The organism is Sphingomonas sp. CCH5-D11, assembly GCF_001557395.1.
Lineage (GTDB): Bacteria > Pseudomonadota > Alphaproteobacteria > Sphingomonadales > Sphingomonadaceae > Sphingomonas.
Genome location: NZ_LSKH01000117.1, coordinates 1 through 6,337, shown reverse-complemented (window position 1 = coordinate 6,337; position 6,337 = coordinate 1). Strand labels below are relative to the sequence as shown.

The window sequence follows — 6,337 nt, the reverse complement described above, 5'->3', positions numbered from 1 at the left end:
GCGGGGTGGTGGAGGGGCAGACACAATGCTTCGCGACGATGCGCCGACGGCTTTTCACGGGGTCACGCGGCGGGCGCGTCGACTGCGACGCGAGATGACCTTGCCCGAGGTGATGCTGTGGCAGGTGTTGCGGGGACGGCCCAGCGGGTTGAAGTTTCGGCGGCAGCATCCGAGCGGGGATTACGTTCTCGATTACTTCTGCAGCGATGCGCGGTTGGCGATCGAGGTGGATGGCGAGGGGCATGGGCGCGGGAGGCAGCCTGTGGCCGATGCGCGGCGTGACGGCTGGTTTGAGGCGCATGGGATCGTGACGCTGCGCGTATCCGCTCGCGATGTGCTGGGGGATCTGGATGCTGTCGTGACGGGGGTGGTTCACGCTTGCGTTGCGCGTCTGCCCCTCCACCACCCCGCTACGCGGGGCGGTCCCCCTCCCCGAGCGAAGCTCGGGGAGGAATGAATGCGCATCCGTCGCGGCCATCACATCCGGAACACGCCGAACTGCGGGCGTTCGGGGATGGGGGCGTTGAGGCACGCTGCCAGTGCCAGTGCCAGCACGTCGCGGGTCTGCGCGGGATCGATCACGCCGTCGTCCCACAGGCGGGCGGTGGCATAATAGGGGTTGCCCTCGTCCTCATATTTCTGGCGAATCGGGGTCTTGAAGGCTTCGGCCTCCTCGGGTGTCCACGTTGCCGCGTCGCGGTGGACCGTGGCGAGCACGCTGGCGGCCTGTTCGCCGCCCATCACGGAAATTCGTGAATTGGGCCAGGTGAACAGGAAGCGCGGCGAATAGGCGCGGCCGCACATGCCGTAATTGCCCGCGCCGAAGCTGCCGCCGATCAGCACGGTGATCTTGGGCACGCTCGCCGTCGCGACGGCGGTAACGAGTTTGGCGCCGTGCTTGGCGATCCCCTCCGCCTCATACTTCCCGCCGACCATGAAGCCGGAGATGTTCTGCAGGAACAGCAGCGGCACGCGGCGCTGGCACGCCAGTTCGATGAAGTGGGCGCCCTTCACCGCGCTCTCGCTGAACAGCACGCCGTTGTTGGCGAGGATCGCGACCGGTTGCCCTTGAATATGCGCGAAGCCGCACACGAGGCTGCTGCCGTAGAGCGCCTTGAACTCGTGGAATACGCTGCCGTCCACCAGCCGCGCGATCACCTCGTGCACGTCATAGGGCGCGCGCACGTCCTGCGGCACAATGCCGTACAGGTCCTCTGCGGCGAATTTCGGCGCGCGGGTGGGGCGGAAGTTGACGTCCGGGGTGCGTTCCGGGGGAAGCGAGGCGATGATGTCGCGCACGATCGTCAGCGCATGCTCGTCATTCTCGGCGAGGTGGTCGACCACGCCGGATTTGCGCGCGTGGAGATCGCCGCCCCCCAGATCCTCGGCGCTGATCACCTCCCCCGTCGCGGCCTGCACCAAGGGTGGCCCGGCGAGGAAGATCGTGCCCTGTTCGCGGACGATCACCGTCTCGTCGGACATGGCGGGGACATAGGCGCCGCCCGCGGTGCAACTGCCCATCACGCAGGCGATCTGCGGGATGCCCTTGGCCGACATATTGGCCTGGTTGAAGAAGATACGGCCGAAATGCTCGCGATCGGGGAAGACCTCTGCCTGATGGGGAAGGTTCGCGCCGCCGCTGTCGACCAGGTAGATGCAGGGGAGGCGGTTGGCCTCGGCGATCTCCTGCGCGCGCAGGTGCTTCTTGACGGTGAGGGGGTAATAAGTGCCGCCCTTCACGGTCGCGTCGTTGCACACGATCATGCACTGGCGGCCGGAGACGCGGCCGATCGCCGTGATCAGGCCCGCGCCGGGGATGTCCTCGCCGTAGATGTCGTGCGCGGCGAGCTGGCCGATTTCGAGCAGCGGCGAGCCGGGGTCGAGCAGGCGCTCCACGCGATCGCGGGGGAGGAGCTTGCCGCGCGCGGTGTGGCGCTCGCGGGACTTGGCGTTGCCGCCGAGGGAGGCGTGGGCAACGTCGATGCGGAGTTTCTCAGCGAGCGCGCGGTTGTGGGCGGTGTTGGCGCGGAAGGTTTCGCTCTCCGGGGAGAGATTGGTGGTGAGGACGGGGCCGGTCACTGCGCAAATCCTCCCCAAGCTTGCTTGGGGAGGGGGACCAGCCGGAGGCTGGTGGAGGGGCTGGCTTGGTGGAACCGTTCCGCGAACAAGCCCCTCCACCACTCACCTGCGGTGAGCGGTCCCCCTCCCCGAGCGGAGCTCGGGGAGGATTTGATGACCGCGCTCACGCCACCGCTCCGATCAGTTCGCGGCCGATCAGCATGCGGCGGATCTCGTTCGTGCCCGCGCCGATATCCAGCAGCTTCGCGTCGCGCAGGAAGCGCTCCACCGGCCAGTCCTTGGTGTAGCCCGCGCCACCCAGCGCCTGCACCGCCTCGCCGGCAACCTTGAAGGCGTTCTCGCTCGCCAGCAGGATCGCGCCCGCCGCGTCGAAGCGCGTCGTCTGGCCAGCATCGCAGGCGCGCGCCACGGCGTAGACGTACGCGCGGGCGCTGTTCAGCGCGACGTACATGTCCGCCACCTTCGCCTGCATCAGCTGGAAGGCGCCGATCGGCTGGCCGAATTGCTTGCGCTCGCGCAGATAGGGCAGCACCACGTCGAGGCACGCCTGCATCACGCCGAGCTGAATGCCGGCGAGCACCGTGCGCTCGTAATCGAGCCCGCTCATCAGCACGCCGACGCCGCCGTTGAGCGGCCCCATGACGTTCGCGTCGGGCACCTCGCAATCGCTGAACACCAGCTCCGCGGTGGGGGAGCCGCGCATGCCCATCTTGTCGATCTTCTGGCCGATCGAGAAGCCGGGCATGTCCTTCTCGATCAGGAAGGTGGTGATGCCGCGGCTGCCCTCGCCGGTCTTGGCATAGACGACCAGCGTATCCGCATAAGCGGCGTTGGTAATCCAGAATTTGGTGCCGTTCAGGACATAGCCCGCGTCGGTCTTTTCCGCCTTCAGCTTCATCGAGACGACGTCGCTGCCCGCGCCCGCCTCCGACATGGCGAGGCTGCCGACATGTTCGCCGCTGATCAGCTTGGGGAGGTATTTGGCCTTCTGCTCGGGCGAGGCCCAACGGCGGATCTGGTTGACGCACAGGTTGGAGTGCGCGCCGTAGCTGAGGCCGATCGAGGCCGACGCGCGGCTCACTTCCTCGCAGGCGATGACATGTTCGAGATAGCCGAGGCCGAGGCCGCCATGTTCCTCCTCGACGGTGATGCCGTGGAGGCCGAGTTCGCCCATTGCGGGCCAGAGCTCGTCGCGCGGGAACCAGTCGTCGGCGTCGATCTTCGCGGCGAGCGGAGCGATCTTTTCGTCGGCGAAGCGGCGCGTCGTATCGCGGATCATTTCCGCGTTATCACCGAGCGCGAAATCGAGTGTGGCCTGCATCGAAACTCCTCTTGCCCCCGACATAAACGGGGGCAAGAGGTAACGAAAGAAACAATTCCCCCTTACCGCTCAAGCCTCGCGGCAAAGGGGATGAGGCGGCTCAGGCAGCCGCCAGGTTGCGCAGCACGTACTGCAGGATGCCGCCGTTCAGGAAATATTCCAGCTCGTTGACGGTATCGATCCGGCAGAGCGTCTCGAACGTCTCGGTGCTGCCATCAGCGCGAGCGAGCGTGACGGTCACGGTCTGGCGCGGGCGCAGGCCAGCGACATTGTGGATCGTGAAGGTCTCGTCGCCGGTCAGGCCCAGCGTCTCGCGGGTCACGCCTTCGGCGAACTGGAGCGGCAGAACGCCCATGCCGACGAGATTCGAGCGGTGGATACGCTCGAAGCTTTCCGCGATCACCGCACGCACGCCGAGCAGGTTGGTGCCCTTGGCCGCCCAGTCACGCGAAGAGCCAGTGCCATATTCCTTGCCGGCGACGACGACCATCGGCGTGCCATCCGCCTTGTGGCGCATTGCAACGTCGTAGATCGGCATCACTTCCGCGCCATAGCGGCTCATGCCGCCTTCGATCCCCGGCACCATCTCGTTCTTGATGCGGATGTTGGCGAAGGTGCCGCGGACCATGACATTGTCGTTGCCGCGGCGCGAGCCGTAGCTGTTGAAGTCCGCCTTGGCGACCTGACGCTCCATCAGCCACGTGCCCGCCGGGCTGTCGGCCTTGATCGAGCCGGCCGGCGAGATGTGGTCGGTGGTGATCGAATCGCCGAGGATCGCCAGCGGCTTCGCCTCGATGATGTCGGTAACCGGCGCCGGGGTCATCTCCATGCCCTCGAAATAGGGCGGGTTCGCGATGTAGGTGGACGATGCCGGCCAGCTGTAGGTGTCGGAACCCGTCACCTCGATCGCGCGCCACTTGGCATCACCGGCATAGACGTTGCCGTAGCGGCTCTGGAACATGCCGGCATCGATGTTCGCGGTCATCAGGTCCGACACTTCCTGGTTCGAAGGCCAGATGTCCTTGAGGTACACCGGACCGTTCGTTCCTTCGCCGATCGGCGTCTGGTTCATGTCGGTCGTGACGCTGCCCTTCAGCGCATAAGCGACGACCAGCGGCGGCGAGGCGAGGAAGTTCGCGCGCGCATCCGGTGACACGCGGCCTTCGAAGTTGCGGTTCCCGGACAGGACCGAGGCGACGACCAGGTCATTGTCGTTGATCGCGCTGCTGATCGGGCCGGGAAGGGGTCCCGAGTTGCCAATGCAGGTCATGCAGCCATAGCCGGTGAGGTTGAACCCCATGGCATCGAAATCGTCCTGCAGCCCGGCCTTCTCGAGATAGTCGGTGACGACCTGCGAACCCGGCGACAGCGAGGTCTTGACCCAGGGCTTGGGCTTCAGGCCAAGCGCGCGTGCCTTGCGGGCGACGAGGCCGGCGGCGACCAGCACGGAGGGATTGGACGTATTGGTGCAGCTGGTGATGGCGGCGATCACGACGTCGCCGTCACCGATGTCATGGCCACGCTCGGCCACGTCGACGCGCTTGGGCTCGGCCTTGTCATATACCTTGACGAGATCGCCGTTGAACACGTCGTCCACGCTATCCAGCGCCACCTTGTCCTGCGGACGCTTCGGGCCGGCGAGCGACGGAACGACCGAGCTCATGTCGAGCTCCAGCGTGTCGGTGAACACCGGATCCGGCGTATTGGCGTCGCGCCAGAAGCCATTGGCCTTGGCATAAGCCTCGACCAGCGCGATCGTCTCGGCCGGGCGGGCGGTCAGCGTCATGTAATCGATCGTCTTGGTGTCGATCGGGAAGAAGCCGCAGGTGGCGCCATATTCCGGCGCCATGTTGGCGATCGTTGCGCGATCGGCCAGCGTCATCTGGTCAAGGCCCGGGCCGTAGAATTCGACAAAGCGTCCGACCACGCCCTTGGCGCGCAGCATCTGCGTGACGGTGAGCACGAGGTCGGTCGCCGTGATGCCCTCGCGCAGCGCGCCGGTCAGCTTGAAGCCGACCACTTCGGGGATCAGCATCGACACCGGCTGGCCGAGCATCGCGGCCTCAGCCTCGATCCCGCCGACGCCCCAGCCGAGCACGCCGAGGCCATTGACCATCGTGGTGTGGCTGTCGGTGCCGACGCAGGTGTCGGGATAAGCGATGGCGTTGCTGCCCGAAGCGTTCTCGCCCGACTCGGTCGATGTCCAGACGGCCTGCGCGACATATTCAAGGTTCACCTGGTGGCAGATGCCGGTGCCCGGCGGCACGACCTTGAAATTGTCGAGCGCCTTGCTGCCCCACTTCAGGAACTCGTAGCGCTCCGAATTGCGCTGATATTCGAGATCGACGTTGTCTTCGAACGCCTTGGGCGTGCCGAATTCGTCGACCATCACCGAGTGATCGATGACGAGGTGGACGGGCACCTGCGGGTTGATCTTGGCCGCGTCGCCGCCAAGCTTGGTGATCGCATCGCGCATCGCGGCGAGGTCGACCACGCACGGCACGCCGGTGAAGTCCTGCATCAGCACGCGCGCCGGGCGGTACTGGATCTCGCGGTCCGAACGGCGCTCCTTCTGCCAGTCGATCACCGCCTGCACGTCTGCCGCGGTAACGGTCTTGCCGTCCTCGAAACGCAGCATATTTTCCAGCAGCACCTTCATGGAGAAGGGCAGGCGCGAGATATCGCCGTACTTTTCGGCGGCAACCTCAAGCGCATAATAGTCATAGGACTTGCCGCCGGCTTGCAGCGTGCGGCGGGCCTTCAACGTATCGTGGCCGATGGCGGTCATGCGGGTCCTTTCCCCATAGATGCGGCCCGGCTCGGGCGCGGCGGGGAAGCGGGGGTGACAAAACCCTCGCGCGGGCGCGCCCGGACGGGCGATGTGAAGCGTTGGCGGCGGCGATAGCAGCGGTCGGGGGGCGGGGGAAGGTGTCAAAC

Annotated in this window: 4 protein-coding genes; 1 reads left to right on the top strand and 3 read right to left on the bottom strand. The window is 66.1% G+C overall.

The annotated features are described in order from the left end of the window. Nucleotides 1-25 precede the first annotated feature (25 nt). Complete coding sequence (locus AX702_RS07775; protein ID WP_066778269.1) at nucleotides 26-457, top strand: endonuclease domain-containing protein; 432 nt, start codon at nucleotides 26-28, stop codon at nucleotides 455-457. Nucleotides 458-477: 20 nt separating this feature from the next. Here AX702_RS07775 and AX702_RS07770 read toward each other — a convergent pair whose 3' ends face one another. From AX702_RS07770 to acnA, 3 genes are all read right to left on the bottom strand, one after another. Beyond that, the gene (locus tag AX702_RS07770) at nucleotides 478-2,079 is read right to left on the bottom strand and encodes a carboxyl transferase domain-containing protein (RefSeq protein WP_066778267.1); all 1,602 of its coding nucleotides are present in this window, start codon (nucleotides 2,077-2,079) and stop codon (nucleotides 478-480) included. A gap of 163 nt (nucleotides 2,080-2,242) precedes the next feature. Then, nucleotides 2,243-3,400 (bottom strand): isovaleryl-CoA dehydrogenase, encoded by a 1,158-nt coding sequence (locus AX702_RS07765; RefSeq protein WP_066778265.1) that lies wholly within the window; start codon nucleotides 3,398-3,400, stop codon nucleotides 2,243-2,245. Between the two features lie 100 nt (nucleotides 3,401-3,500). Further along, nucleotides 3,501-6,188 carry an aconitate hydratase AcnA gene (gene acnA, locus AX702_RS07760; protein WP_066778263.1) on the bottom strand — a complete coding sequence of 896 codons (2,688 nt, stop codon included), beginning with the start codon at nucleotides 6,186-6,188 and terminating at the stop codon, nucleotides 3,501-3,503. Between the last annotated feature and the right edge of the window lie 149 nt (nucleotides 6,189-6,337).

Excerpts from the sequence above, each read along its gene's own strand:
- AX702_RS07775 (WP_066778269.1), top strand. The coding sequence starts at position 26 with ATGCTTCGCGACGATGCGCCGACGGCTTTTCACGGGGTCACGCGGCGG.
- AX702_RS07765 (WP_066778265.1), bottom strand. The coding sequence starts at position 3,400 with ATGCAGGCCACACTCGATTTCGCGCTCGGTGATAACGCGGAAATGATC.
- acnA (WP_066778263.1), bottom strand. The coding sequence starts at position 6,188 with ATGACCGCCATCGGCCACGATACGTTGAAGGCCCGCCGCACGCTGCAA.